The organism is Photorhabdus australis DSM 17609, from assembly GCF_000711895.1.
GTDB classification, from domain to species: Bacteria; Pseudomonadota; Gammaproteobacteria; order Enterobacterales; family Enterobacteriaceae; genus Photorhabdus; species Photorhabdus australis.
The window spans coordinates 1-25,492 of sequence record NZ_JONO01000062.1 but is presented as its reverse complement, the minus strand read 5'-3'; the positions used below and the strand labels follow the sequence as shown (position 1 = coordinate 25,492).

Below are 25,492 nucleotides of genomic sequence, written 5' to 3'. Positions count from 1 at the left end.
TCATCGTAAAACTTCCTCTAGTATTCTTAAAATCAAAAATAGCCACATCAGTGTTTAACGAATGGCATTTCCAATTTAAGTGAAAGAGTACGACCATCTGAAGCTCTCATATTGAGAGCCTGAGTTTCAGTTGACGACATCAATTGAAAACATAGCATCATCATTAGTGCCAATTTCTCCTCTGAAACTACTGGACTATTCACTAATGCATTATCTAATTGTTGTAATAACAGATCTCTATCATCCATACGGTTAAACCCATTAGTCATTAAGAATTAGAGTTTAGCACTATATTACATAAGAAATAGCCATGTCTATTATATAATAACAAAATGTTAAATAAATGCAGAAAGCCAACAGTTGGTGTTGTATAACACCAAAATAACGCCTTTCTATGTAAGTATGACAATGATAAAAATATTTAAATTCCATTCTATAAGAATTGTTACAGCAAAATTCATTCCATAGAATGGATATGTAAATCGGATAAAGCCTTCTTAATTTGGTAAATAAATTCGATATTGAACTATTAGTTTTTTTATATTCTAATGCTACAGTTATACTTCCGTAGCCTGGGCAAATAGTTTCAGGTCGTTTAGATAAAGCATTTGTATGGTAATTATTTATGTCTTATATGATTTATTTGTCATTAGATGGTAAGAAACAAGGTTTAATTTCTGCTGGTTGTTCAACTCTGGATTCTATAGGAAACCGATACCAAAAGGGGCACGAAGATCAAATACAGGTCTTGAGTTTAAATCACACGCTAACTCGAGAGCAACATGTCGATCATCACCCAATGCAGTTCATCAAGCCAATAGACAAATCATCCCCATTATTATCAGTCGCAATCTCTTCAAACGAACTACTGAATGCGGTTTTTGTCTTTTATCGAATAAATCCCGCAGGGAAATTAGAACTTTTCTATGAAGTCAAATTAACAGAAGCAAGCATTATTGACCTTTCTTGTACCTATCCACATTCGATAAATGATAATGAAATGATGCCGTATGAAAAAGTCTTTCTCAAATACAAATCTATTTCCTGGAATCACGTAATGGCTGGCACATCAGCCTATAGTATATGGGATGATAGAGTTTATTAAAAACAAACCAAGTTAATCATATATTATAAATATATATGATTAACCCTTACACTTCTGACTTATATATATAAAAACAAAAACACAACCAAACAAATAACAACAATAACTCCAAATAATGTTAACAACCCCCATATATATGAAAAAAAGGTCAGAATTATCATTAAAGAAACAAAAATAACTATTACAGATATCGTTAACCAAAAAAAATCCTTAAACCACATTAGAAAAAGTGCTTTAAACCACCCTCTGCTAAAAATTTTTTTATTCATATCCATACTTATATCCATACTAATATATTGATTACTTTAATAATCGTAGAAACAATTCATCCTCACAGTTATTTCTATTTCTCTCAATATAGTCTTATTATAACCTTTATTTCCTATACAATGCAGATTTCTAGAATTTTCATGCTGCTCCGTTTCCTAAGAGATAATAAAGATAAATAAATTAGTCGTTTCATACAATTATTATAAAACCAAGATATAATAAAAAGTTTAATATGTCTTGTTTATTTGATTGATAAATATTTAATTTATTTAACAAATGTGACAGATATCGCAAAACATTTTTGGGTAATTCATCTAAATACTCACTTCATTTAGCTAAAAAAGAATTCTATTGAACTGATTCGTATTTCCTGATTCATGGCCAAATTTGCTCTTTATGACAAAGAAGAGTAAATAACTATTTATCATTTCAAGAATATTCCATCAGGAACACAATATGAAAATTAATCTCAACAATATGGTCACCGAAAGCCGCAATCCAGCCAGCGCCAACATTGATACTTTGCCAACCCTTGAAATGCTAAAACTCATTAATGATGAAGATAAAAAAGTCGCACTGGCCGTAGAGCAAACTTTGCCACAAATCGCGGAAACGGTAGATAAAATTGCCGAAGCTTTCCGTCAAGGAGGCCGTTTAATTTATATCGGTGCCGGTACATCAGGCCGGTTAGGAATTCTGGATGCCAGTGAATGTCCACCCACTTATGGCATCAGACCGGAACAAGTGGTTGGCTTGATTGCCGGAGGGCATCAAGCCATCTTGAGCGCCGTCGAAAATGCAGAAGATAATCGCCAGCAGGGCGTAAATGACCTTGAAGCGCTATACTTTAACTCAAAAGATGTACTGGTTGGTATTGCCGCAAGTGGCCGCACACCTTATGTCTTGGGCGCAATGGAGTATGCGAAATCAGTTGGTGCTACCGTCGCCTGTATCAGTTGTAATCCTGACAGCCCCATGACACAAGCCGCCGATATTGCTATCACCCCCGTCGTTGGGCCGGAAATCGTCACAGGTTCATCACGCATGAAAGCCGGTACGGCACAAAAGCTGATCCTAAATATGCTGACTACCGGCGCTATGATCCGTACAGGCAAAGTTTACGGCAACCTGATGGTGGATGTAGAAGCGACAAATGCCAAGCTGATTGAAAGACAAAAAAATATCGTTATGGCAGCCACAGAATGCAACCGTGAACAAGCTGAGCAAGCATTAGCTGAATGTGATGGACATTGTAAAACCGCCATTGTGATGATTATGGCCGGAATAGATGCTCAACAGGCAAAGGATTTACTAGAAAAGAATCTCGGTTTTATTCGCCCGGCAATCTTAACTGTTCGGTAACAAACTCTCTTCCGTGAAGGAATAAATAAGATGGCTAAGATTAATCAAGCAATGGTTGTTCAGATCCTTGAAGCTATCGGCAATGCAGATAATGTTATCCAATGTGGCAACTGTATGACTCGCCTGCGGCTAACCCTACGTGACAGTACGCAAGTGGATAAAACCGCGTTAAAACAGCTCCCCAATGTGTTAGGTATTGTCGAAAGCGACAATCAGTTTCAGATTGTGCTTGGGCCGGGAAAAGCCCAAGCAGCGGCCGAAATAATGAATGAATTGCTAACTTCTTCTCCCCCTACAGAACTATCGAAATCAAGCGACACTGATTTAACCAATATTGCCTCCGCTAATAAAAGGCAGCTTAAAGAGAAACAGGTAAGTGCGGTACACAAATTTCTGACCAAATTCGCTACCATTTTTACGCCATTAATCCCCGGTTTTATTGCCGTTGGTTTGCTTCTCGGCTTTGCCACTTTACTTGAACAGATGACTATTCAGGGCGTTGAACACCCTAATATCATTTTGGTTGAAATCATCGGCTATATGAAAGTTTTCAGTAAAGGCATATTCAGTTTTCTGAGTATTCTGATCGGTTATAATGCGCAAAAAGCATTCGGTGGTTCTGGTATAAACGGCGCGGTTATCGCTTCGCTGTTTGTGCTGGGCTATAACCCGGATGCTACCAGCGGTTTTTACTCTGGCATCTCCACTTTCTTTGGTTACAGTATCGATCCACGCGGCAATATTATCGGCGTTCTGATCGCCGCGATTTTGGGAGCATGGGTAGAACGACAGGTCCGTAAGATCATTCCAGACAATCTGGATATGATCCTCACTTCGGCAATTACCTTGCTGATAATGGGAGCCATTACCTTTACTCTTATTATGCCTCTGGGAAGTTATCTATTTAGTGGCATGTCATGGTTGTTTCTCCATCTCAACGGTAACCCTTTTGGTACAGCGATATTGGCAGGGCTGTTTCTACTCGCTGTGATGTTTGGTGTTCATCAGGGGTTTGTTCCTGTCTATTTCGCGCTTATGGATGCGCAGGGCTTTAATTCTCTGTTCCCAATCCTTGCCATGGCAGGCGGCGGACAAATTGGCGCTGCACTGGCGCTGTATATAAAAGCTAAAAAAGATTCTCTGCTACGAACTCAGATAAAAGGCGCCATTATTCCAGGCTTTCTCGGTATCGGTGAGCCGTTGATTTACGGGGTTACACTGCCACGAATCAAACCCTTTATCACCGCCTGCCTGGGAGGCGCTGCCGGTGGTTTCTTTATTGGTCTGGTCGCTTATTTAGGTTTGCCCATTGGACTGAATACGGTTTTTGGTCCATCAGGATTGGTCGCACTGCCGTTGATGACCGCCAACAGCGGGATTTTTGTCGGCATGGCAGTTTATGCCGTGGGGCTGATGGTTGCTTATCTCAGTGGTTTTGTGCTGACGCTGCTATTTGGCTGTAAAAATGTCAATTTAACTTGATGATGTACTATGTTGTACCGGAGGTGTAACATGGATTATAGATATGACAGCCACACGGTATTTCAGATTGAATACTATTTGTTGGTGTGGGTAACGAAATACAGATGCAAGGTGCTGACATGGAGAAGTCGAGATCTGAGTACGTGAGTTAGTACGGCAGACATGCGAATCCTTTGAAATCAGGATATTAAAGGAAGTTGCTACTTTAAGTAGGTGGTTGTTTAGTTGATATGGGTTTCGCTAGCATACAACATTGCTCGTTTCTCCAAGAAACCCCAAAATGATGGGGTTAAATGTACTATTTGCTGACATCTGTGCTATTTGCAATAGTGCCAGCAAAAGTCTTCCTTTTTCGTTGCAGCCACTCAAGCCAAGGTATGTCTCTCCCAGGATAAGCAGGGTGTGGTATGCACCAATGTTCTTGCACCCACTTACGAATGAAAGTTTCTATTTCATAAGCTAGTGCTGAATTCAGGATATTAATATGTAACCAGTAGTAAATAGCTACATCATATCCCTCAAAAAGTGAGGGGAATATATATGCACACCCAAGGCAACGAGATTCCGAAGGATCAAGAATAATATAAGAGAAACCAATTCGTTGTTGGAAATCGCTATAATCTTCTTCAATATAACGCAAGTTATCTTCCCAACTTTTGATATCATCTGGCCAGTCGTCAGAAAAGATATCTTTTAAAATCGGTCGGCTCTCCATCACGGCTTCGTAGTCTATATTGGCGTATTTCGGGCTTAATGGCTGTAAAATAAAGCCATTGCCATATGCCAATAATGGTACATCAAATTCGTCTGGTACTATTTTATTATATACGTTCATTATCTTTTTCTTTTGAATATTACATGGTGAAACTGAGTATCTTGTTTTGGTGAAAACATTTCAATGTTGGGGTTAACGTAATTACTAAATACACTAATAAAGCATATTTTGCAGATAGATATGTTTAACTGCTTGCCGCCCTCGGTATACACGCAAATAAATGCAGAACCATCATCAGGAGGATAATTGCCGAAACCCAACGTTTTACCACATTTATCACATAGCCAGATCTTACTATACATAACTTGCCCTCCTAAGTATTAGGTACATCCAGTCCAGTCAATCCGAAAGCTGCCCCTTGATGAGCATTAATTACTCCTGGATTGGAAATTCCTATAGCCGCACGTGTTAATGTACCTATCATTTTGCCCCTTAAGGTAATAAAGCCATGTACAACAGAAGCATTCCCTTGCTTAATCTGATCATTCCTATCAATGGAGTGCATGGGTAACATCTCACCATACACACGCTTTTGTACGATCCAACATTTGCCTGAATCTAATGCTCGTTGCAGTGACCTGTGCCACACCAAAGGTTCGCAGAGCCAACTACAGACTATACCCGCCCCACCATAACCTTCCGCAGGTTTCAACACATAATCCCCTTGCCAGAAAACCTCGCAATTTTGTCTCGTCAATATGTTTGTTATTGGAAAAAGGGATTTTAAGTAGTCTCTTTCTTCCGGTTGTGTCATGCATCCAATATTTTTAACCAACCAAGCAATGAAACCCTTATTTGAATACAGTACTTCACGGAATCCTAATACTGAAGTAATTCTCTTAGTAAGCAGTGCCTGACGGTATGACGTCATCAATGAGATATCTCCAGCAACTTCGTATAGATTGAACATTGGTATAAAGGCATTCACTGAATGGCCTTTGAACATTGCCTGCGAGTCAGTAAAATCAAAATCGCGTAGGGTACCAGCAACAAACTGAACGTTGCCTTTTTGGTTCATTAACTTAACAAAATTCTTCAAGTAAAAACCATATTTTCCATAACCTTCAGGCGTTTCAATGATTGGGACAATCTCATGTTTTTTCACAATCGTAGATAAGTTTCGCCTCATTTCTCTGAACGGATTTTGTATAGGCGTTATCGGGTTATCTGGACAGGTTAGCTCGTAAAAATTAGAACGAATAGAATTGATTGCATATCCATTCAACCCTCCTAAGCAGTAGCCTGTATTTACCTCAATGATCTGCCAAGTGTCACCAGTACAAATCACATCCCAGCGCAGGGGAAACGGTACATCGCTGTTATCAAGCAGTATGAAATCATACATCCATTTGGGAATCCCCAATTCGAGCATTATTTCTCTTATCGACGGACGGTAATGTAAGAACAAACTCTCCATGAGAGTCTCTATACGTGCCAAGCGATCTTGCAAGTCAGCCAATATTTTGGAGTCGTATTCAAGAGGTGTCAGCAACCACTCCCAAGAGGGATCGATTATACCTAATGCAGCAGCCTTCTGTCGGTATCTAGAAAAATGTATAGGCTCGAAGTGTAATGGCTGTACATGATAAAATTTTTTATTCATCTTTTAACCATTCCTTTACCTGTTCCCATGCCCCGTGTTTTTTTTGACGATATATCTCGTTTTCCATCATAATTTCATGTGCCCGCTCATGGTTTTCAACACATATCCAGGGAAATAGATGGTGTACAAGGTGATAACCATCGTAACGAGGCAACAGAATTGCACTTAGTATTTTATTCTTAATGATAAAATTTCGCGTTTTGCTCATTGGATCAATGTTATTAAGTAAGCCACCATGATCTATAACGTCTGTCATGTGTTTCTGTATTTGATAAAAATAACAGTAAGGTAAGAGCAAGAACATAAAAGTATACAACGGATATAAAAAAATAATGATTGCAAGTGAAAAAATATACATTATACGTAAGGTATTAGCCCATTTAGGTGCATCGTTATCATATATTACGAAGAAAAATGTATTTTTAAGTTGCTTCAAAAGGAATGTTTTTTTTAAGTGTCTAATTAATCTCTTGCGACAAAGTTTTTTATGCAATCCATAATTTCTTATGCCAATAAAATCAAGATCTTTATCCATATCACCTAAAAATTTATGGTGACTAAGATGTTCCCTCCTTATTGATTTAAATTTTGAAAATTCAATTATGGAAAATAACTCACCAAAAATGTCATTTATCTTTTTTGAACGACAAAATGAATAATGAAAGCACTCATGTGACATATTATTCACTGCTCTGAACCTAGTGCCGATAAAAAAAGATAGTAAGGGAAAAACAATAAATAACCAAATGCTAATGGAAACTAACCAACTAAATATAAAAACTAGAATCCATGGAAAAATAATATTATTAAAAAAAACCAATAAAGCCTTAAAAAGGCTCTTTCGACTATTTTCTTCCTTGATTTTAGAGATCAAATAAGTGTTCATGTTACCCTCCTAAGCTATTGAACTTTCTAATTCCCCATCGATAAAAAAACAAAGTTCCCAACATAAAAAAAACTGTACTAATAATTAAATAACCTATATTCCAGTCGTTCCTTCCCAAGAAAAATGACACAGGCAATGAAGCAGAGAATGCCATCGGCAATGCAAAAAGGAGGTATTTAACTAAACCATGAGGAAAAAAATTGACAGGAACAATGGAAAGTTCATATATCATCTCATGAAAGTAATCTACTGGCATTTTCCTATGATTTATGAATGTAAAAAAATTAAAAATAATGAAAAAGGATAAGTTAATGATGAACATGCATATAATAGAGACAATGAACTCTGCCCACTGAATAGCATCTTTTGTTACCATAGGTAAGGAAGAGAAAGATAATGCAAAAAATGCCAAGAAAATAAACATAATTATATTTAAGGGTTTTGACCAACCAAATAATATCAATACCCAGATAGATATAGGTTTAACTAAATAAGGTTCTATTCTTCCACTAGCTACCTTGTTGAAAAATTCTTCAATAGAATGAGTAAATATACTTATCGCAACTCCAAGTAGGATAAAAACCAAGAATATGAGATGAAAATCTTCGTTTTTATAGCCTCCAATACCTTCAGATAGAGAGGAAATTTGATCAATAAATATGAATTGGATTAGGTAATATGACGATGAAAGTATAAATTCTCCAAAAAGGTTTTTTTTATAGGCAAGTTGCCGATTGATATTCATTTTAATAAAAAGAGAAATAGTTTTCATATTATCCTCCTGCTCCGTTATAATTCTTTATACCCTTTTTCCACATTGAATGAATAAACGCATAAAAAAATAAAAGGTAGCATATTCCACCAATGATTATCTCTTTGAAAAGGGAAGAATTCATTTTCACAAAAAACTCTGCTGGGGCAGATATAATAAAGCGAAATGGATTATATTTCATAAGTGGTAGTATCCAATCAGGCCAAAATGAGGGGGGTAAAAGAACTCCTCCAAACAATGATGAGCTAAGAATGATAAATGAAAGCAGGATATTATATTCAATAACCCAAAAACTCATAATTGCAATACTGAATGAAAGAAAAAAACATAGCAATTGAGAAAGAACAATAACTGATATGATCATCAACACAGATATAATAAATACGGACAGACCTTTTTCAACCGGGTAATCTGTTATAAATTTAATTAAGAAAACAATAAACAATGGAAGAAGATATAAAATACTCTCGCCGAAAAATGTAAATAATCTTTGTGAAAGATAGCCATAAGGTTTTGTTATATATACTTCAAGCTCACCATTTTGTACATGTCGTGAAAAAGTTTGGATTAAATCATATCCATTATTAAGCCTTGAAATAACTAGCGCAAAACCATAGTAATACATCATGTCGTTTAAAGTAAACCCATTAATACTTTCAAATTGTTGCGAAAAAATATTACTCCATAAAAGATATTGAATAATAAATGGCGACAGAGTTCCCATTACAAAATCAGTAAAAAACATCGATCTATCATTAATTATAGTTAGCATACCATTCTTAGAAAATGGGATCATCGCCAAAAGATAATTATGAAAACTCTTTAAATCGTGCACGTAGTATCTCCTCCAATGATGGGGTTGAAACCGAAAAAGCACACTGAACATCTACAACTAATGCTTTAATAAATATGGTATATTGATCTTGCGAAACTGAGATCTCAACATCTTCTGCTTCTTCATTGAATCGGATGTGCTCAATTAAAACTCCTGATCTTATAGAGAGTGATGTTACTTTTTCAATCAGAGCTTTAGCCTGTGTTTTACTATCACAGTTAATATTCACTTTTATTAATGGAGTAGAAATTGTTTTAAGTGAAGCAAGATCCCCGTAAAATTTTTGTTTTCCTCGGTGTAACAAGGAGATGTTATCCACATATCCCTCAATATCTCCCATATCATGGCTAGTGATAATAAAACCTATATTATCTTCACTTTTGAGTGTGCTCAACAATTCGCGGATCTCATGTTTAGCATTGATATCTAACCCAATGGTTGGTTCATCAAGAAAGAGAACACGAGGTTTAAAAAGCAGATTAAAAGCCAACTCACCCTTAACTCTTTCCCCCAAACTTAAAAGACGAACAGGCTTATTAATGATATGGTGGATATTTAGCAACTCAAAAATCTTGGCTTGTTCTTTTTTGAATGAAGAACTTTCAATACGGTAAATTTTACTAACCATATCTAAGCTATTTATTAATGGTAAATCCCACCACAAACAATTCTTATGACCAAAGACAACACCCAGTTGCCTAAATAATTTTCCTTTTACTTTATAAGGATCCACTCCCAATACGCTAACTTTCCCTTGATCAGGAGCCTGCACTCCGGCAAGAATTTTTATCAAGCTTGATTTACCAGCACCATTTGGACCAAGTATAGCCAACGATTTCCCCGCTAATAGGGTAAAGCTAATGTCGCTTAATGCTTGATAATCACTAAAAGTTGGTTTAAAAATCCCAATTAATTTCTCCTTTACACCATAGCCACTTTCTTTTGACCGATATATTTTCGAAACGTTATTAACTTCGATAAGAAGGCTATTCATTCATTTAAATCCTGTTTGCACTGTGTAATTATTAATCACACATTGAAAATCTTGATAGACCATTTCCCGATCCCCACTAAAAATGAACATACCCAGGCAATCTTTGTGGCAATAGAATTCTCCTGTGGCAACATCGCCCACTGAGGGGATCATATATTTAATCAAAGTCGGTAAACTTTCCAAGTTGGGCAAAATGAGGTCAGTCACAAACTTAGTCTCTACAGCTGTGTGTTCTTTAGGGAAAATAAGGTATGCAAACGCATCTGCTCTTGATTGGTAATTTATCCCGCTAATAATCCCAAGTTGAGCAGCTAAATGAATCAGACGAAGATCCAATCCATAAACTTTCTGAATAATGTCAACAATCCCCGCTCCTCCGGGCCTATATGCTATTTCAAGCAATTCAGGGACATTACCTGAATTGCCAAAGGCCTCAATGTGATAAACTCCATCTGGAGCAACAAATGCTGAAAGCACTCTCTCTGTAAAAGGGTGCCAGTATTTCTCTATGTAACTTTCTTCTACCGAGAAGCTTCCTAGTGGCTGTCCTTGTAGAAAGTCAATAGGTTTGCCTTGATATTCGCTTACCGAAATGAAGTTAATGCGGCCGGATAAAACTATACAGTCAATATGGAAAATATCCTGTGGGTTGTATTTCTCAATAATAAACTGCCCCGCATCCATATCATGATAGCTGTCATTCCAAGGGGATGTTAAGTTGATAAGGCATTCAGCAGTAGCAATAATTTCAACACCAACCGACCCCGCCAGAGAGCGCGGTTTTATCACTATAGGGAAAATCGTGCTGTCATCCCTGATATTATCAAGAGTAAACTCCTTTGGGGTAGCAATTCCTCCCTGTTCAGCCACTTGCTTCATCATTTTTTTATCACGAAATCTCCTGGCTTGAGTGCATGTCATTCCTGGTATTTTCATCTTCTCCCTCGCACTGGCGGCAACGAAAACAGAGAATTCATCGCTGGAAATTACGGCTGATACTTCATGACGAATAATAATCTTATCAATAGCATCCATAACATCAGAATGTACAGAAAAATCACGCACTATATAGTGTTCTTCACTTCGATAATTATGCGTAGTGTGGTGGGTAAAATCCTCTATAAGAAAAATAAAACGGATATCTGACAGCGCAAATTGTGCTGCCAACTCGGTAGTTTTTTCCATTATGTCCGGTTCACAGGAAACAATCAGGATTGTATTTAATGTTACGTCTTGCATTTGTTGATAACCGTCCTTCTTTTATAACTTTTTTCCCTAGGGATCTGCTCCATTCGAATTGGATGAACATAAACTTTATGGGAAAATAAATTGCTCAAATGATGCTGAAATGCGTCAAAAATTCCGGCATCATGCTGTACAGAATCGTTTTTGATCACATAAAGTACATTTATACGATCTGGAGTTAGTTGTACCACGCGAAACTCAGCAATGTTAGCCTCATCCCGACAGAAAAAACGCTCTACTGCGTCCAGAATACTTCCGGGAGATATTGTATTCCCATGTAAGGTGGTTAACCCCTGATCAGCACGGCCATGTAGCTTTCTGATTTTCCTAAAATGACTTCCGCATGAACATACTTCTCGACTATCATCAAGCTCACATAAGTCACCTTGCTGATAACGGATCATCGGCATAGCATCGTTCCACAAATCGGTACCTATAATATCGCCGACCCCTTGAGCATCGCGGTTAATCACCTCAAGGTGTACATCATCCTCAACAAGATGATAATGCTTATCCACACATTGCATCGCCATGATGTCAAGCTCTTCGGAAGAATACTCGTCACGTACTGGTACTTTGAAGATCGCCTCATAGCGATAGCGCTCTTCCTGAGTAGTTGTCTCTGAATTTGTCGAAATTAGTTCTACACCATATATATCTAATCGTTCACCCAGCGCTGCCAATTTTCCAAGATAGCTGCCAATGGATGATATAATCTGAGGACGCATAGCTTTTATATGCTTCAAGGCATAAAATTCCGGGCAGTCTTGGCTTAAAGTAAAAACACGGTATTTGCCAAGAACCGAGCTATGCCACCACATGCAATAATGAATATTATAAATCCAGCGAGCCGGATCTATTTTCTTACCCGACATAAACTCAAACATACGATACTTAAATAATATGTCCAAATTCGCACGCTTTTGCGGCAAGATAATTTGCACCTGTTTTCCTGACGAGCCAGAACTGCTCATCCAGCGACATTTTTCCGGATCATACTGCTGAGAAGGCATACCCAGCGGGAAATTATTAATTACATCGTCTTTGGTTATCACTGGTAACTGTTCAAAATCCTTAAAAGAACGAATAGCGCCAAGTTCGTAGCCATGTTTTTGATATTTGTCACGATAATAAGGTGAGGTAGTAAAAGCCCAGTCAACCAAAGACCGTAGTTTTTTTAATTTCCATTGTTCCAAAATTCCCAGATCAAGGGTCAAGCGCTGGGAAAACATAGAATATTCTCTTTCCCACAGTACTCTCATTCCAGTTTGCCTCTCAATGCTTTCTACACCGAGTGGTTCAACTTGAGAATAGTTTATAATAGATTGGATGTTACAATGAGCTTGCTTCACGTCATAAACATTAGACATAACTTTTCAAACTCCCACTACGCTTGACATCCAGAGTTGCACAATGAAATGAGCCACCAAAAGTTTGGAAATGTTTAAATGGACAGAGGATGGTTTTGAACCCCCATTTGTGGAATGCTGCCTTCAGAAATTCTTCATCCTGCTCAACAATAACTGTCTTTTCATCCAGCATCAGAACATTTGTATGTATCCATTTTGATGTCATGAAGAGTGGATGAGCATCATTAAGAGTTGAGGGGGGAGGTGTCAGGATTTCCCAATCTCGGAAGAGATCAGGAACCTTTGAAACCCATGCTTTATTAATCAGTACACGGCCTGGGGCAAAGGTAAAATCGTAGTATCAATGTGCATAGGTGAGGAGTCATCAAACTCATAAATATGAATTCGGTAATCTTTTCCCAATAACCTTCTCAACCATTCTATGCCTTTATTGTTAGTTACGTGACTGCGCTGCCCTATGATATCACGCCCTATTTTCATAAAGTCAGCCGCATCAAATATTGGTTCAAGCTCATTTATAACAGACTTAAAGCGAACTTCTTGTTCGCAGTCATGGTTAGGGTGCCACAGACTATCTTTAAGCATTGGCTTCGGCGCAGCAAACCATTCAGCTCCTTTACTGAAATAGTCATTAAGTATTTCTCTAAAGGCAAAAGTTTCAAAATAGCGACTACGCCATGCCATAGGAACTTCAATAATTTTCTTCCCAATAGCAAAAAGGCAGTCTCTTGGCATAGCTGAATAAAACCCTCCACCAGTAGTAAAATGAGGAGTCATGATTGTTTGATGGTGATTAACTTTATTAGGTCTCCTTACCCGTACACCCTCACTTCGTAGAATATCAGCAAGTATATCTACCTCTTTTTTAGCTAGTGCAAGTAACTCTTTTGGAAAGCGCTTTCCAGCATTTTGCTTAAAAAAACTTTTGGATTTTTTCGGAATCACTGCATCTAAACCAAGATCCCATTCAGGAATACGAATGTCGTCAATAATTCCTACGATTACTTCTTCTAAAGGATCCCATTCCGTATAGACTTCCACTGGGCTGCTTTGATTAGAATAATAACAAGGCTCTTCCTGTTGAAATTGCATACTTCACTCCGGACTATTACGTAGGGAAACCGGTATAATTGTAGATTTCAATATCGACATCTTATCAATAAACTTGGGCTGATAAGATAATTTTTCGAGTTTTTTAGACATTCTCCCTGATATGTCATCACAGGGAAAATTTGCACCAATTAACCATACCCAATTTTGTTCTTCCATTTCAAAGAAAACAGTAGTTTTGAAGCTAGAGTTGAATCTTTCAACTGATTTTTTTAGAGTTTCATTTCTCCAATAAGTTGAGCACCCTGCTTGTGAAATAAATACACCTTCTGGCGTTAGTATTTTAGCAATCTTTTTGTTAAACTTAATACTATATAGTCGATTTTGTTGTGCCATTTCATATTGTTCGTCAGGCAAGTCCAGCACAACAATATCGTATTTCTCATTTTTTTCTATGGCATCATCTATATATTGGTAACCGTCTCCAATAATTAGTTCGATAGGACCATCTTTTTCTAATGCTGTTTTTACATCGTTCGGACTATAACCATAAGGAAGATATTTGGCACAGGCAGCAACGCACTCCTTGTCAATATCAACATGTACTACTTTTTTCGCCCCCAATTCAACGGCCATTTGACTGATAACACCTTCACTGGATCCTACAATTAGCACTTTATCTATTTTTCCACAAAACAAGGCTGCTGGGATAATTTGTCCTTCATGATAAATAATTTGAGATTCCTCAACACTTTGCCTTTCATTATTGCAAAAAAGACTTATGCCTTGAGCGGTCTTAGCAATTATCATTTCTTGGAAAGGTGTATGTTTGTGATAAATTACTTTTTCCAAATCCCAAACTCGTTGAACACCGTTACCAATTGGCTCAAAAATTTTATTAAGCATACTCATTGTTTCCTCTAACAATACATTTGTAAGTTAATCCATCTGGATTCATCAATTTTTTTAGCTCAGAAACTGACGTCTCAGGATCACAATTACCACAGGTAAATATATCTATGAATGCTGCAGAACGATCCGGATAAGTATGGATCGACGCATGAGATTCAGAAAGTAAAAGTAATGCCGTCATTCCTTCAGGATCGAATTTATGGGAAATAACATTTAATATTGTAGCTCCAGAAGCTTCTACTGCCTGACGCATAATTGTTATCAGTTCATTTTCATTATTTAGTAAATACTTATCCACACCGTAGAACTCAGCAAAAACATGTGTTCCAAGAAAAGAATACTCAGCAAAACCAACACTGGAAGAACGTAGCATCTCGATTCCTTTTAGTTTGGCTTAATTAATAAATTTTTATTTATAAAATAAATGTAATAATGTTTCTAACAATCTATTAATTTGCTGTCAAGTGAATCTTATGAAGTAAGTAAAAGTTACCTACTTTAGGAGGTAACTTTATTCCTTTAATATTTAAAGTAACTGGAAGAATATTTTTCTGGTATATAAACGTAATTTCGATACTTTTTTTCCTTTGGCAGGATAGATATCTTTATACTCTCTCTCATTTTTTTAAATCTGAATGGAAAAGTCCCTATCGCATTTAAGGAGAAATCAGATATCATCAGTTTTCACCCAATACACTTTTCAAGAACATCTTAAACCAGCTCAGCGTGTGTTGCTCGGCAAAATCATTACGGGCAACCCATACGTCCAGCGTTGGCGCTCCCCATTGAGCAATTTATGCTGCATCGGTCAGTACACGGCCCGTTGCCGCTAATTCATTCACGACAGGTAACCAGACAAAAGCTCCATCAATATCACCACGCTTCCATGCAGCAACAATCGCTGGTGGTTGTAAATTAATAATCTTGATCAGCTTGGATCTATCTGCCAGTAATGCAATGCAGCCAACAGGCTGTAGTGAGCGGTAGAAATGAAAGGAACGGCAATTCGTTTGCCGATAAGCTGAGAAGGTTCAGTGAGTTTTTGATTAACAATCAGTGCTTCCGATTGCCCTAACTGGGAAGCAATTAGAAAAATTTTTACCAGCAATTTCTGGCTGGCAGCAACCGCTAATGGACTAGAACCCATATTGCCTATCTGCACATCACCAGAAGCTAACGCTCGCAGCACCGCAGAACCGCTGTCAAATTTCCGCCATTGAACATCAGCACCTGATCGCCGGGCAAAATCGCCGTTATACTGAGCAACTTTTGCCGGCTCTGGTGAAGTTTGATAAGCAATCGTGACTTGCTGACTGTTCGCCTGAACAACGGGAACCAAAAGCAAGAACGCCAGAAAAAAAAGATAAACCACAAGAGCGGATCTACTCACTTAAACACTCCAATGTCAAAATTAAAGACGAGGTACATCAGAATAAGTGTTGTAGGTATTTGCTAAAGTAAAAAAAATAAAATGATATTTTCTATAACTAAAAACGCAATTAACTGCTTGAATTAGCCAATCCAAATCAATGGCACACAAGCTGCCGTCAATATTCCCATCATGATATTGAAAATAAACCAAGCATTACGGCTACGAAGTAATGTTCCAATCAACGAACCAAAACCCGCCCACACGATACTGCTCAGAAAACTTATTAATGCCATTGCGCCGCTAATCATTATGATGGAATAGAGATATTGTTCACCAGCAATGCTGTAACTACCAACCGATCCCAATCCCATTAACCAAGCCTTCGGATTCAGGAACTGTAATAACCAACCCTGATACCACCGCACCGGCTTTATAACCGCGTTATCTTTGCTATCCAGACGCCGGTAACTGGCAGTTACCGTTTTCCATGCCAACCACAGCAAATAGAAGCTACCCGCAATTTTCATTATCGTGTGAATGGCTGGATAAACCAATAGTAATGCCGCTATGCCGAACGCGGCCAAATATAAAATAGTCTGCATTCCCAGAAGAATGCCGAATATCAGTCCCAAAGAGCGAATAACACCAAAATTAGCACCCGATGACGTCAGCAACATGTTGTTTGGACCAGGTGTAATGGAAGAAATAAACAAAAAAGTCGTTAATGAAAAAACCAGGCTTGTTGTCATGAAGAGTTACCTTTCATCCTGAATATACCTGTTATCTTTCAAGTTGCCTCTTTGTTGGCTGCACTCACTCACCCCGGTCACATAGTTCTCTATGCTCCCGGGGATTCACTCCCTGGCCGTCGCGATGCATCTTGAAATCTATTGGGTATATTGTCGTTTCCCTTTCACAGAAAATATCAGTATGTTATTCATCATACAATATAACTAATCATTAAATCGGAACCATTATGTCTGATATCTTTCGTCCTCTAACCGGTGCCAGTAATCCACATTTGCAAACATTACTCCCGCGTTTAGTGCGGTGGTATCCTGCATTACAACCATACTGGCAACGACTTAATCTACCAGATAATGATTTTGTTGACCTGGCATGGAGTGAAGATCCTGCAACTGCGACCCACAAACCACGGCTGATCTTGTTTCACGGGCTGGAAGGCAGTTTCAATAGCCCCTACGCCAACGGTTTACTCCATATCTGTCAGAAAAAAGGCTGGCTCGGTGTTGTTATGCACTTTCGCGGATGCAGTGGTGAACCGAATCGCCAGAAACGTCTCTACCACTCAGGCGAAACAAACGATGCCCGTTATTTTTTAAACTGGTTAAAACAGACCTACGGTGATGTTCCAACTTCAGCAGTAGGTTATTCAATTGGTGGTAATGTACTAGCCTGCTATCTGGCAGAAGAAAAAACAAACGCCCAAGTCAATGCAGCAGTCGTTGTTTCCGCCCCCCTGATGCTGGAAGCCTGTTCCAACCGGATAGAAAGAGGATTTTCTCAAGTTTATGAACGCTATCTGCTTAACAGCCTGAAGCGCAATATTACCCGCAAATTGCTACGCTACCCAAATTCACTCCCAATCAATCTGTCTCAGGTAAAAAGATTGAAACGCATTCGGGAATTTGATGAAATTGTCACCGCTAAGATCCACAATTTTAAAGATGCAGTCGACTATTATCGCCAATGCAGTGCGTTACCACGTCTGCCTGATATTACTGTGCCATTGCTGATCATTCATGCCAAAGATGATCCCTTTATGGCACCGGAAGTCATCCCGGATCTCAAAACCTTGCCCAAGAATATTGAATATCAAATGACAGAACATGGTGGGCATGTCGGTTTTGTGAGTGGCTCGTTTAAGAAGCCACAAATGTGGTTAGAACAACGTATTCCAGGTTGGCTGTCATCTTATCTGGAGCAACCACAATGATTATTCCATGGCAACAACTGGAACCAGAAACCCTGCTAAATTTGATAGAGAGCTTTGTCCTGCGGGAAGGTACTGATTATGGTGAACATGAAAAATCGCTTGAGCAGAAAGTCGCTGACATACGCCACCAGTTAGAACGAGGGGATGTTATGCTGGTGTGGTCTGAACTGCATGAAAGCATCAATATTATGCCAAAAGAAATGTTCGATTCTTAACATTATGGAGTTTACTGTATGTCCGCCAAACATCCGATTATTGCAATTACCGGCTCTAGCGGCGCCGGAACCACCACCACTAGTTTAGCTTTCCGTAAAATTTTCCAGCAACTTAACATCAGTGCGGCACAAATAGAGGGAGACAGTTTCCACCGTTACACCCGCCCTGAAATGGATGCAGCAATTCGTAAAGCCAAAGAACAAGGCAGACATATCAGTTACTTTGGGCCAGAAGCCAACGATTTCGGCATGCTGGAAAAAACCATGATTGACTATGGTGAAACAGGTGAAGGCCGTCGTCGGAAATATCTCCATACTTATGACGATGCCGTTCCTTACAATCAACTACCCGGTACATTTACTCCGTGGGAATCCTTGCCCCAAAAAACCGATGTTCTGTTCTATGAAGGTCTGCATGGCGGCGTTGTCACACCACAACATAACGTTGCCAGTCATGTGGATCTGCTAGTAGGGGTTGTGCCGATTGTTAACCTTGAATGGATACAGAAGCTTATCCGCGATACCGGAGAGCGGGGACATTCACAGGAAGCAGTAATGGACTCCGTCGTTCGTTCTATGGACGATTATATTAATTACATTACTCCACAATTTTCGCGAACACATATCAACTTTCAACGCGTCCCAACCGTTGATACCTCCAATCCATTTTCAGCCAAAGCTATTCCGTCACTGGATGAAAGTTTTATTGTCATTCGTTTCCGTGATTTGACTCAGATTGATTTCCCGTACCTTTTATCAATGCTACAAGGTTCCTTTGTTTCAAGTATTAATACTATTGTGGTTCCAGGTGGAAAAATGGGACTGGCAATGGAATTAATTATGACGCCATTAGTACAGCGGTTACTGGAAGGGGAAAAGATTTGTTAATCAAAACCGGGGATAAATTCAAAAAATCCAACACTTGAATTCACATTTTTGCATTATTCAGTTAATAAAACAGGTAACTGAAATATTAGTTACCTGGCGTTATTTTTTAATCACAAAATAATATCTTAATCTACATCTTTAATTTCAAAACTGTGGGTAATTTCAACTGAATTTCCCAGCATCAACGAAACAGAACAATATTTTTCTGCGGAAAGCATAACTGCACGCTCAACCGCTTTATCTGTTAAGCCCTTGCCTGTCACCATGAAATGCAGATTAATATGAGTAAACAAGCGTGGCGCTTCTTCACGACGACGAGAAGTTAATTTGACCTCACAATCTGTTATGTCATATCTACCTTTCTGCAAAATAGAAACAACATCAATCGTACTGCAACCACCGGTGGCCATTAATACCATTTCCATTGGGCTTGGCGCCTTATCACCGGCATTTCCATCCATCATTATCTGATGACCAGAAGACGACTCCCCCAAAAGAGATAGCCCTTCAACCCATTTTACCCGCGCCTGCATAATCCCCCCCCTTAAACCATTTTTTGCATCAAAGCCTACCCTTTCGGTATTAAACTGGCAATCTAATGCGCAGTTCATTATGCTGAAACAATACAAGACAAGACATAAACCCTTTCCTGTGCTACAAACAGAAGCAGGTCAGGTATATATTAGGTTAGGATCAATACTCAGGGTTCAAATTTTAGATAACCTATATAAAACTTTTACCTGTCGGTTTTTCAACAAACTAATATGTTAAGCTAGTGTCTTTATAAGCCAGCCTGACGAGAAACTTTTAGATTCTCGTGTTATTTAGGCAGCGATAACAACAGAGGATGAAGCAAATGGTTCTCGGCAAGCCACAAACAGACCCTACTCTTGAATGGTTTTTGTCACACTGCCATATTCATAAATATCCATCTAAAAGCACGCTTATTCATCAAGGCGAAAAAGCAGAGACGCTTTATTACATCGTAAAAGGCTCTGTTGCAGTTTTGATTAAAGATGAAGAAGGCAAAGAAATGATCCTCTCCTATTTAAATCAGGGAGATTTCATTGGCGAACTTGGATTATTTGAAGAAGGGCAAGAACGTACAGCCTGGGTACGAGCCAAAAGTGCCTGTGAAGTGGCTGAAATTTCTTATAAAAAATTCCGCCAATTGATTCAGGTAAACCCGGATATTCTAATGCGTTTATCTGCCCAAATGGCAAGCCGTTTGCAAACGACTTCTGAGAAAGTCGGTAATCTAGCCTTCCTGGATGTTACCGGTCGGATTGCTCAGACTTTGCTAAATTTGGCGAAACAACCAGATGCTATGACCCACCCGGATGGGATGCAAATCAAAATCACTCGTCAGGAAATTGGCCAAATTGTTGGCTGTTCCCGTGAAACGGTTGGTCGTATTCTGAAAATGCTGGAAGATCAAAACCTGATCTCCGCACATGGCAAAACAATTGTTGTTTACGGTACACGTTAACACCTGATTAATCAGCGCAAATACTGCGCTGATTTTTCTTGTGCTGGTTATACCAACTGCCTAATCGCCTTTTCTAACCGTTCCATTCCTTGAGCAATCTCTTCTTCACTGATAATCAACGAAGGTGTGAAACGCAGTACATCACTGCCAGCGCTCAACAACATCAACCCATTTTCAGCGGCCAGTTGCAGGACATCTTTAGCTTTCCCCTGATACTTCCCTTTTAGCTCCGCACCAATCAGTAATCCTTTTCCACGGATCTCTCCAAATACGGAATATCGCTGATTAATACCGTTCAAAAAATTCACAATTAAATTGTGACGTTTTTCCACGCCATGCAAAACCTCTGGGGTACTGATAATATCAAACGCAACATTTGCAACTGCGCAAGCCAGCGGATTACCACCGTAAGTCGTACCGTGAGTTCCCGGAACCATAACCGATGCGATATTCGCGGTGGTCAGCATGGCACTGATAGGAAAACCATTTCCCAGTGCTTTCGCTGTGGTGATAATATCCGGCACAACATCATAATGCATATAAGAAAACAGCTTGCCGGTACGTCCCATCCCACTTTGTACTTCATCAAACACCAGCAACACCTGATGTTTATCGCAAAGCTCACGTACCCCATGAATAAACGCAGACGTTGCAGGAGTAACTCCCCCCTCCCCCTGAACTGGTTCCAACACAACAGCACAAGTATGGTCATCGATGACGGCCTTTACCGCATCTAAATCATTAAAAGGCACATGAATAATATCTGCGGGTTTTGGCCCAAAGCCATCAGCATATTTTGACTGACCACCAACAGAGACAGTAAAAAGGGTACGACCGTGAAACCCGCGATGAAAAGCAATAATTTTGGTTTTATATGGGCTGTGGCGGGTAATTGCATAGTGACGAGCCAGTTTAAATGCGGCTTCATTCGCTTCTGCACCTGAATTAGCAAAGAATACCCGCTCAGCAAACGTGGCATCAATTAATTTCTGGGCCAGTGTCAAAGCCGGTTCATTGGTGAAAATATTACTGATATGCCAAAGTTTCTCCCCTTGCCGCTTCAAAGCATTTACCAACTCAGGGTGACAATGTCCCAAAGCCATAACAGCAATACCACCCGCAAAATCAATGTATTCCTTCCCTTGCTGATCCCATACACGACTACCTTGTCCTTTCACCGGTATAAACTGTGCCGGTGAATAAATTGGTAACATGACTTGATCGTATGTATTTCTATTTACTACGGCATGTTCTGTCATTTTCCCACCCGATTCTTATATATACATTCTCAACAGTGAAAATATAATCACAAAATACGCATAATAAATCAAAGATGGGCAAATGAAAAAGATGAATAAATGAAGAAATTATTATGGTTAATATCTAAGGAAATTGCTTAACAACTGGTGCCCTTGCTCGCTGAGAATACTTTCTGGATGAAACTGCACACCTTCCAGAGGTAGCGTGCGGTGGCGAATTCCCATGATTTCATCTACATTGCCATCATGCTGGCTCCATGCAGTGACTTCGAATGAGGCAGGCAGCGTTTCTGCGGCAATCACCAACGAATGGTAACGGGTGACCGTCAATGGCCGGTTAAGACCTTTAAATACACCTTGCTGATTATGGTGAATAGCAGAAGTTTTCCCATGCATAACTTCTCTGGCTTTTACCACACTGGCCCCGAATGCTTGCCCAATTGCCTGATGACCAAGACAAACACCCAAAATCGGCAATCGACCCGCAAAATGTGAAATCGCAGTCAGAGAAATTCCTGCTTCATTTGGCGTACAGGGGCCTGGTGAAATAACAAGATGAGAGGGAGCCAATCTTTCAATATCATCAAGCTGTAATTCATCATTGCGCTTAACTAAAACATCTGTTCCCAATTCACAAAAGTATTGATATAAGTTATATGTAAAAGAATCGTAGTTATCTATTATTAATAACATAGGAAACAATCCTACTCATTTATCGCTGTATTTGCTGTCCTGCCACTCCTGCAATTTATTTATCATGAACAACATGATTTCAGGTAAAACGGCCTAACGACAACGGGGCGGCTATCATAGCACATCAACATTCGTAGCATAGCACAACAAAATCAATGGCTATTTCTTATTCAAAAAACTGACTCTCTCACCGACAAAACATATGCTCTATTTTGATATTCCATAAGTAAAGGTAAATTGTTATGAAGACCAAATTGATTATAGCATCTCTTTTTTTACTGTCCTTCCCCACACTAGCCACAACCAAGGTTGCCAATATTTTCTTCCCGGTAAAAGGAGTGCTTTGCGATAAAAAAGGAGCATACTGCGCTGATCAGGAAGGCGTATCACTAAAACTCACCGAAAGATATTTAGGAAAAAAAGCCTCGAAACGCCTAAAAAAAATGATTGGTGACGGGAAGTATTTTGACTTTTCATCATTCACTTTAAGTAATGGTGTACACTGTGCGAGTAAAGAGAGGAAATGCTACAAAGATAGGTATTTTCCACGAAGCGAAGAAAATAAAGAATTTACCCAAAAGATGTATGAATAATGGCGAAACTGGCCTTCATTTAATGCAGGCCAGTCTTTCAATCTAAGGAATAATCTCAGCAGACAGAATAACAACCGGTTTAACTGGTACATTCTGATATGGACCAACATTTTCGGTTTTCACCTGAGAAATTTTATCTACAACGTCCATACCTTTTACGACCTTACCAAATACTGCATAACCAAAATCACGCTGACCATGATCAAGAAAAGCATTATCCGCTACGTTGATAAAGAATTGGCTAGTCGCGCTGTCTTTATCGGCAGTACGCGCCATAGAGATAGTTCCGCGTAAATTACGCAGCTTATTATCCGCCTCATTTTTAATTGGCGCTTTCGTTGCTTTCTGCTGCAAATCTTTGGTAAAACCGCCACCCTGAACCATAAATCCTGGGATAACCCGATGGAAAATTGTATTGTTGTAATAACCCTCGTTAACGTATTCAATGAAGTTTTTTGTTGTAATCGGTGCTTTCTGACTATTTAATTCCAGTTCAATATTACCCTCTGTTGTCGTCAGCTTTACATGAGTTTCACCCGCGGCCAAAGCCAAAGGTGCCATTGCGCTCAGAGAACATGCAGTTACAAGCGTCACTAAAATACGTTTAAACATTCTGGGTTCCTATAACTATTAAGGTCAACAACACAAGCTAAGTCAATTTTAATAATCTCCTCAGCATCGTGCTCAATATTTACTTACATTTACGCTATCAATCGGATAGTGCTTTGGATAAGAATTAATCCTCTCACAATAGGTCAGATTTTATTTCACAAATAGAGCAGTTACTGATGGCAAAATAGCGGGTTTGGCTCAATCCATCAGAAATATGTCATTATTTTTAATCCTGTCAACAAGCAGCGGCTATCGGTATAATCCTCTTTGCCATATATTCAGTGCATTTCTCAGGGAGATAATCATTTTGACCATCAAAAACTACAACTATCATATGACCCGTTTTATCACGAGCGCACCTGATATTCGCCATTTGCCTCAAGATGTGGGCATTGAAGTCGCGTTTGCCGGTCGCTCGAATGCAGGTAAATCCAGCGCTCTGAATGCCCTGACGAAACAGAAAAGCCTCGCTCGTACCAGTAAAACACCTGGCCGTACTCAACTGATCAATTTATTTGAAGTCGAGGAAGGCATTCGTCTGGTTGATCTGCCGGGTTATGGCTATGCTGAAGTACCGGAAGAGATAAAGCGTAAATGGCAAAAGGCACTAGGTGAATACCTGCAAAAACGTGAATGTCTACTAGGGCTAGTCGTATTGATGGATATTCGTCACCCACTGAAAGATCTTGATCAACAGATGATTCAATGGGCAGTGACAATGAATGTACCAATTATGGTGTTGCTGACTAAAGCCGATAAATTGACATCCAGCGCTCGTAAGAGCCAATTAATTAAAATACGTGAAGAATTGGCAAATCTTAATGGGGATATTCAGGTGGAATACTTCTCTGCCTTGAAAAAGATCGGGATCGATAAGTTACAGCATAAGCTGGACATATGGTTCAACCAAGCAGCTGTTCAGATTGAACAGTGACATCTAATCCAACCTTCCCTTACTTTAATATATTAAATGCAGATAAAAAAATGCCCCAGTCAAAATTGACTGGGGCAGCTAATATTCAGCTAAATCCGATTACGTGAAGTAAAAGGTCTGAAAGATAGAACATCTTACCTCTGTACCCTACGCCAATAACTCTACCCTATTTTATTTCTTAGAAAAAGCTTTTTTGTAATTTATTTTCAATGATTATCTCGATTCAGCTTAGGTTTTTGATTCTTTTACCGCCATTAATTGTAGTTTAATTACATATTTATGCGATCCAGATCTAATGTGCATCGAACCACATGATGGCCTACATCCGGCAAGTACACAAATCATTACATTAGTTATATCTAGTTCACAGAAATACCTATGCACATCACCATCTGATAACGACTTTTCATTACTCATATATACCTGTTATCTTTCAAGTTGCCTCTTTGTTGGCTGCATTCACTCACCCCAGTCACCAGGGTGAGATCTCACATTTTTAATAAGGTTATTTTGGTTAAATAAAAATCAGAATATGACTTTTTATAGGCATTTCTCTCATTAAAACGTTAAGATCTCTCTCTTCCATAAAAAAGCGATCCTAATAATGAGTATTTTTAATTTTATCAGCAAGATAGAAGACCCTCGCTCTGACATCAATAAAAAACATGAATTAATGGATGTGATTTTTTTAGCCTTCTCCGCTGTATTATGCGGCGCTTCTGGCTGGAAATCGATTCAGGAATTTGGTGAGTTACAGAGCGAGTGGCTTAAACAATACACGCATTTTACTCACGGTATTCCTCGTCGTCACTGTATTGC

27 protein-coding genes and 3 pseudogenes are annotated in these 25,492 nt (G+C 39.0%); 11 read left to right on the top strand and 19 right to left on the bottom strand.

What is annotated here, in order from left to right:
- Positions 1–47 precede the first annotated feature (47 nt).
- Complete coding sequence (locus BO26_RS15625) at positions 48–269, bottom strand: hypothetical protein (RefSeq protein ID WP_477707040.1); 222 nt, start codon at positions 267–269, stop codon at positions 48–50.
- 356 nt (positions 270–625) lie between these two features.
- Here BO26_RS15625 and BO26_RS15620 point away from each other — a divergent pair, with 356 nt between their 5' ends.
- The 4 genes and pseudogenes from BO26_RS15620 to BO26_RS22300 form a co-directional block, all read left to right on the top strand.
- Complete coding sequence (locus BO26_RS15620; protein WP_036772977.1) at positions 626–1,105, top strand: Hcp family type VI secretion system effector; 480 nt, start codon at positions 626–628, stop codon at positions 1,103–1,105.
- 726 nt (positions 1,106–1,831) lie between these two features.
- The gene (gene murQ, locus BO26_RS15610) at positions 1,832–2,737 is read left to right on the top strand and encodes an N-acetylmuramic acid 6-phosphate etherase (protein WP_036772974.1); all 906 of its coding nucleotides are present in this window, start codon (positions 1,832–1,834) and stop codon (positions 2,735–2,737) included.
- Between the two features lie 30 nt (positions 2,738–2,767).
- Entirely contained in the window at positions 2,768–4,219 is a 1,452-nt protein-coding gene (murP, locus tag BO26_RS15605; protein ID WP_036772972.1) for a PTS N-acetylmuramic acid transporter subunit IIBC, read from the top strand.
- Between the two features lie 30 nt (positions 4,220–4,249).
- A pseudogene (locus tag BO26_RS22300) lies at positions 4,250–4,424 on the top strand (transposase); the annotation flags it as partial.
- Positions 4,425–4,517: 93 nt separating this feature from the next.
- Here BO26_RS22300 and BO26_RS15600 read toward each other — a convergent pair.
- From BO26_RS15600 to BO26_RS15535, 13 genes and pseudogenes are all read right to left on the bottom strand, one after another.
- Entirely contained in the window at positions 4,518–5,054 is a 537-nt protein-coding gene (locus BO26_RS15600) for a hypothetical protein (protein WP_051691009.1), read from the bottom strand.
- Positions 5,055–5,307: 253 nt separating this feature from the next.
- The gene (locus BO26_RS15590; RefSeq protein WP_051691008.1) at positions 5,308–6,597 is read right to left on the bottom strand and encodes a hypothetical protein; all 1,290 of its coding nucleotides are present in this window, start codon (positions 6,595–6,597) and stop codon (positions 5,308–5,310) included.
- Entirely contained in the window at positions 6,590–7,483 is an 894-nt protein-coding gene (locus BO26_RS15585; protein ID WP_036772967.1) for a fatty acid desaturase family protein, read from the bottom strand. Before BO26_RS15585 ends, BO26_RS15590 begins: the two co-directional genes overlap by 8 nt.
- Before the next feature lies 1 nt (position 7,484).
- Positions 7,485–8,255, bottom strand: coding sequence for an ABC-2 family transporter protein (locus BO26_RS15580; protein WP_036772964.1), 771 nt, complete (start codon positions 8,253–8,255; stop codon positions 7,485–7,487).
- Position 8,256: 1 nt separating this feature from the next.
- The gene (locus BO26_RS15575) at positions 8,257–9,090 is read right to left on the bottom strand and encodes an ABC-2 family transporter protein (RefSeq protein ID WP_236637475.1); all 834 of its coding nucleotides are present in this window, start codon (positions 9,088–9,090) and stop codon (positions 8,257–8,259) included.
- Positions 9,065–10,084 carry an ATP-binding cassette domain-containing protein gene (locus BO26_RS15570; RefSeq protein WP_036772962.1) on the bottom strand — a complete coding sequence of 340 codons (1,020 nt, stop codon included), beginning with the start codon at positions 10,082–10,084 and terminating at the stop codon, positions 9,065–9,067. The genes BO26_RS15575 and BO26_RS15570 overlap by 26 nt, the downstream gene beginning before the upstream one ends.
- The gene (locus BO26_RS15565; protein ID WP_036772961.1) at positions 10,085–11,323 is read right to left on the bottom strand and encodes an ATP-grasp domain-containing protein; all 1,239 of its coding nucleotides are present in this window, start codon (positions 11,321–11,323) and stop codon (positions 10,085–10,087) included. It abuts the gene before it with no gap.
- A complete protein-coding gene (locus BO26_RS15560) occupies positions 11,311–12,699 on the bottom strand; it encodes a phenylacetate--CoA ligase family protein (protein ID WP_036772959.1) in 1,389 nt (462 codons plus the stop codon). Before BO26_RS15560 ends, BO26_RS15565 begins: the two co-directional genes overlap by 13 nt.
- Positions 12,692–13,791: pseudogene (locus BO26_RS15555) on the bottom strand (amidinotransferase). The gene BO26_RS15560 and the pseudogene BO26_RS15555 overlap by 8 nt, the downstream one beginning before the upstream one ends.
- A 3-nt stretch (positions 13,792–13,794) precedes the next feature.
- Positions 13,795–14,655, bottom strand: coding sequence for a spermidine synthase (locus BO26_RS15550; protein WP_051691007.1), 861 nt, complete (start codon positions 14,653–14,655; stop codon positions 13,795–13,797).
- Positions 14,648–15,034: an adenosylmethionine decarboxylase gene (gene speD / locus BO26_RS15545; protein ID WP_036772956.1), complete on the bottom strand. Its 387-nt coding sequence runs from the start codon at positions 15,032–15,034 to the stop codon at positions 14,648–14,650. The genes BO26_RS15550 and speD overlap by 8 nt, the downstream gene beginning before the upstream one ends.
- Before the next feature lie 316 nt (positions 15,035–15,350).
- Positions 15,351–16,015: pseudogene (locus tag BO26_RS15540) on the bottom strand (glycine betaine ABC transporter substrate-binding protein); the annotation flags it as partial.
- A gap of 158 nt (positions 16,016–16,173) precedes the next feature.
- Positions 16,174–16,782, bottom strand: a complete 609-nt coding sequence (locus tag BO26_RS15535; RefSeq protein WP_036772953.1) for a LysE family translocator — start codon at positions 16,780–16,782, stop codon at positions 16,174–16,176.
- A gap of 227 nt (positions 16,783–17,009) precedes the next feature.
- Here BO26_RS15535 and BO26_RS15530 point away from each other — a divergent pair, with 227 nt between their 5' ends.
- From BO26_RS15530 to BO26_RS15520, 3 genes are read left to right on the top strand one after another with little or no spacing between them, the layout of a single operon-like run.
- Positions 17,010–17,990, top strand: coding sequence for a hydrolase (locus BO26_RS15530; RefSeq protein ID WP_036772951.1), 981 nt, complete (start codon positions 17,010–17,012; stop codon positions 17,988–17,990).
- A complete protein-coding gene (locus BO26_RS15525; protein ID WP_036772948.1) occupies positions 17,987–18,205 on the top strand; it encodes a YheU family protein in 219 nt (72 codons plus the stop codon). The genes BO26_RS15530 and BO26_RS15525 overlap by 4 nt, the downstream gene beginning before the upstream one ends.
- Before the next feature lie 18 nt (positions 18,206–18,223).
- The gene (locus BO26_RS15520) at positions 18,224–19,093 is read left to right on the top strand and encodes a phosphoribulokinase (RefSeq protein WP_036772945.1); all 870 of its coding nucleotides are present in this window, start codon (positions 18,224–18,226) and stop codon (positions 19,091–19,093) included.
- Between the two features lie 125 nt (positions 19,094–19,218).
- Here BO26_RS15520 and BO26_RS15515 read toward each other — a convergent pair whose 3' ends face one another.
- The gene (locus BO26_RS15515; protein ID WP_036772943.1) at positions 19,219–19,626 is read right to left on the bottom strand and encodes an OsmC family protein; all 408 of its coding nucleotides are present in this window, start codon (positions 19,624–19,626) and stop codon (positions 19,219–19,221) included.
- Positions 19,627–19,949: 323 nt separating this feature from the next.
- On the opposite strand from BO26_RS15515, the gene crp reads away from it, so the two are divergent.
- Entirely contained in the window at positions 19,950–20,582 is a 633-nt protein-coding gene (gene crp, locus BO26_RS15510) for a cAMP-activated global transcriptional regulator CRP (RefSeq protein WP_004240730.1), read from the top strand.
- Positions 20,583–20,629: 47 nt separating this feature from the next.
- Here crp and argD read toward each other — a convergent pair whose 3' ends face one another.
- Both argD and BO26_RS15500 read right to left on the bottom strand, forming a co-directional pair.
- Complete coding sequence (argD, locus tag BO26_RS15505) at positions 20,630–21,841, bottom strand: bifunctional acetylornithine/succinyldiaminopimelate transaminase (RefSeq protein WP_036772938.1); 1,212 nt, start codon at positions 21,839–21,841, stop codon at positions 20,630–20,632.
- A gap of 117 nt (positions 21,842–21,958) precedes the next feature.
- Positions 21,959–22,534, bottom strand: a complete 576-nt coding sequence (locus BO26_RS15500) for an aminodeoxychorismate synthase component II (RefSeq protein ID WP_036772937.1) — start codon at positions 22,532–22,534, stop codon at positions 21,959–21,961.
- A 242-nt stretch (positions 22,535–22,776) separates the two neighbouring features.
- Between BO26_RS15500 and BO26_RS15495 the strand changes: the two genes are divergently transcribed.
- On the top strand, positions 22,777–23,127 hold the full coding sequence (locus BO26_RS15495; protein ID WP_051691005.1) for a YcgJ family protein: 351 nt from the start codon (positions 22,777–22,779) through the stop codon (positions 23,125–23,127).
- A 42-nt stretch (positions 23,128–23,169) separates the two neighbouring features.
- Here BO26_RS15495 and ppiA read toward each other — a convergent pair whose 3' ends face one another.
- Positions 23,170–23,739 carry a peptidylprolyl isomerase A gene (gene ppiA, locus BO26_RS15490; protein ID WP_036772934.1) on the bottom strand — a complete coding sequence of 190 codons (570 nt, stop codon included), beginning with the start codon at positions 23,737–23,739 and terminating at the stop codon, positions 23,170–23,172.
- 307 nt (positions 23,740–24,046) lie between these two features.
- Here ppiA and yihA point away from each other — a divergent pair, with 307 nt between their 5' ends.
- Complete coding sequence (gene yihA / locus BO26_RS15485; RefSeq protein ID WP_036772933.1) at positions 24,047–24,673, top strand: ribosome biogenesis GTP-binding protein YihA/YsxC; 627 nt, start codon at positions 24,047–24,049, stop codon at positions 24,671–24,673.
- Positions 24,674–24,758: 85 nt separating this feature from the next.
- Here yihA and spfP read toward each other — a convergent pair whose 3' ends face one another.
- Positions 24,759–24,806 (bottom strand): small protein SpfP, encoded by a 48-nt coding sequence (spfP, locus tag BO26_RS24925; RefSeq protein WP_438361642.1) that lies wholly within the window; start codon positions 24,804–24,806, stop codon positions 24,759–24,761.
- Between the two features lie 471 nt (positions 24,807–25,277).
- On the opposite strand from spfP, the gene BO26_RS15480 reads away from it, so the two are divergent.
- A partial coding sequence (locus BO26_RS15480) for a transposase family protein (RefSeq protein ID WP_036771137.1) occupies positions 25,278–25,492 on the top strand: 215 nt, incomplete at its 3' end.